General features: G+C 62.7%; 5 protein-coding genes and 2 pseudogenes. All 7 read right to left on the reverse strand.

What is annotated here, in order from left to right; genetic code table 11:
* Positions 1 to 78: 78 nt before the first annotated feature.
* Positions 79 to 657, reverse strand: a pseudogene (gene rplE, locus AC1P6P_RS10120) (50S ribosomal protein L5).
* Positions 657 to 965: a 50S ribosomal protein L24 gene (gene rplX, locus AC1P6P_RS10125; protein ID WP_481402320.1), complete on the reverse strand. Its 309-nt coding sequence runs from the start codon at positions 963 to 965 to the stop codon at positions 657 to 659. Before rplX ends, rplE begins: the two are co-directional and overlap by 1 nt.
* On the reverse strand, positions 965 to 1,333 hold the full coding sequence (gene rplN / locus AC1P6P_RS10130) for a 50S ribosomal protein L14 (protein WP_481402321.1): 369 nt from the start codon (positions 1,331 to 1,333) through the stop codon (positions 965 to 967). The genes rplX and rplN overlap by 1 nt, the downstream gene beginning before the upstream one ends.
* Positions 1,334 to 1,402: 69 nt before the next feature.
* Positions 1,403 to 1,672 (reverse strand): 30S ribosomal protein S17, encoded by a 270-nt coding sequence (rpsQ, locus tag AC1P6P_RS10135; RefSeq protein ID WP_481402322.1) that lies wholly within the window; start codon positions 1,670 to 1,672, stop codon positions 1,403 to 1,405.
* Positions 1,673 to 1,682: 10 nt separating this feature from the next.
* Positions 1,683 to 1,901: a 50S ribosomal protein L29 gene (gene rpmC / locus AC1P6P_RS10140; RefSeq protein ID WP_481402323.1), complete on the reverse strand. Its 219-nt coding sequence runs from the start codon at positions 1,899 to 1,901 to the stop codon at positions 1,683 to 1,685.
* On the reverse strand, positions 1,901 to 2,335 hold the full coding sequence (rplP, locus tag AC1P6P_RS10145) for a 50S ribosomal protein L16 (RefSeq protein ID WP_481402324.1): 435 nt from the start codon (positions 2,333 to 2,335) through the stop codon (positions 1,901 to 1,903). The genes rpmC and rplP overlap by 1 nt, the downstream gene beginning before the upstream one ends.
* A gap of 11 nt (positions 2,336 to 2,346) precedes the next feature.
* Positions 2,347 to 2,433 (reverse strand): annotated as a pseudogene (locus AC1P6P_RS10150) (30S ribosomal protein S3); the annotation flags it as partial.

Below are 2,433 nucleotides of genomic sequence, written 5' to 3' on the forward strand. Positions count from 1 at the left end.
CTTCTCGTTCTTGTTGATCGAACTCAGTTTCGCCATGGACTTAAGCTCTCTTCTTCAAATCCAGCATCAAACAGGGCATCAGGCCGCCTGCTTGGCTTCGCCTTCCAGCGGGAACGGGAAACCGAACAGGCGAAGCAGCTCGCGCGCCTCGTCGTCGGTTTTCGCGGTGGTGGTGATGATGATGTCCATCCCACGCACCTTCTCGATCTGGTCGTAGCTGATCTCCGGGAAGATGATCTGCTCCTTCAGCCCCATCGCATAGTTGCCGCGACCGTCGAACGACTTCGGGTTCAACCCGCGGAAGTCGCGGATGCGGGGCATCGCGATGGTGATCAGACGATCGAGGAACTCGTACATGCGTTCACGACGCAGCGTGACCTTGCAACCGATCGCCATGCCTTCGCGCAGCTTGAACTGGGCGACCGACTTCTTGGCGCGGCAGACCACCGGCTTCTGGCCCTAGATAAGCTCCATCTCGGCGGCGGCAGTGGTGACCTTCTTGCGGTCCTGCGTGCCTTCGCCGACGCCCATGTTGAGCGTGATCTTCTCGATCTTCGGAACTTCCATCGCGTTCTTGTAGCCGAACTTCGCGGTCATGGCCGCGGCGATCTGGGCGTCGAACTTCGCCTTGAGGCGAGGCGTATACTTGTCAGCCATCAGATGGCCTCCCCGGACTTGACGGCCACGCGGACCTTCTTGCCATCTTTGCTCTCGAAGCGGACGCGCGACGCCTTGCCGTCAACCGCGATACCGACCTTCGAGATCGCCATCGGCGCCTCGCGACGGTCGATGCCGCCGTTCGGATCCTGCTGGCTCGGCTTCTTGTGACGGGTGGCGATGTTGACGCCCTGCACGATTACCTTGCCCTCCTTGGGGAGAACCTGGAGAACGGTGCCCGAGCGGCCCTTGTCCTTGCCCGAACGGACGACGACATTGTCGCCCTTCTTGATCTTGGCGGCAGCCATCACAGCACCTCCGGCGCGAGCGAGATGATCTTCATGAAGCCGCGGCCGCGCAGTTCGCGAACCACCGGCCCGAAGATACGGGTGCCGATCGGCTCCTCGTTCTTGTTGATCAGCACGGCAGCGTTACTGTCGAAGCGGATCACCGAACCGTCGGCCCGACGGACGTCCTTGCGGGTGCGCACGATCACCGCGCGGTGAACGTCGCCCTTCTTCACGCGGGTGCGCGGCTGGGCTTCCTTCACCGAGACGACGATGACATCGCCGACGCCGGCAACGCGGCGCTTCGATCCGCCCAGCACCTTGATGCACTGGACGCGCTTGGCACCGCTGTTGTCAGCGACGTCAAGCTGGGATTGCATCTGGATCATTGATCCGGTTCCTTCCTAATGGCTTCCCGAGACTTTGCCCGGCAGTTCCAAATAAGCTCTGGTCGAGACTCAGACGTCTGCTTCGACGGCAGCCGTCTTGCCGGCGGTCACGCGCTCGATGACCTTCCAGGTCTTGAGCTTCGAGATCGGCGCGGTTTCCTCGATGCGGACGACTTCGCCGGTCTTGAACGCGTTGGCCTCGTCGTGGGCATGATACTTCTTCGAGCGGCGGATGATCTTGCCGTAAAGGGCATGCTTCACCTTGCGCTCGACCTTCACGACCACGGTCTTGTCGGTCTTGTCGGAAACCACGGTACCGATGAGAATACGCTTGGGCATCGTGGACTCCTTACGCCTTGGCCGACTGAGAGCGCTCAGTCTGCAGCGTCTTGATGCGGGCGATGTCGCGGCGCACTTCCTTGATGCGCGCCGGACGTTCGAGCTGGTTGGTGGCAGCCTGGAAGCGGAGGTTGAAGGCCTCCTTCTTCAGGTCGGCGAGGTCGGCGACGAGCTGGTCGTCGCTCTTCGCGCGAAGGTCGGTAGCCCGATTAGAGCTTTTCGGGGCCATCATTCGCCTCCCAGGTGCGAGGTATCGCCGAGGCGGGCGATGACCTTGGTCTTGATCGGCAGCTTCATCGCCGCGCGGCTGAACGCTTCCGCCGCCAGCGGGCCGGGAACGCCGTCGAGTTCGAACAGGATGCGACCGGGCTTCACGCGGGCGGCCCAGTATTCGATCGAACCCTTGCCCTTGCCCTGGCGGACTTCGGCGGGCTTCTTCGACACCGGCACGTCCGGGAACACGCGAATCCACAGGCGGCCCTGGCGGCGGATGTGACGGGTGATCGCGCGGCGGGCCGCTTCGATCTGGCGGGCGGTGATCCGCTCGGGCTCGAGGGCCTTGAGCCCATAGGCGCCGAAGTTCAGATCGGTGCCGCCCTTGGCATCGCCTTGGATGCGGCCCTTGAACATCTTACGGAACTTGGTTTTCTTCGGTTGAAGCATGATACCTTACCTCAGCGAGCCGGGCGGACGCCGGAGGTCTGAGCCTCCATCATCAGCCGGTCCTGCGCCATCGGGTCGTGGCCAAGGATCTCGCCCTT

The organism is Rhizomicrobium sp., assembly GCF_056722145.1.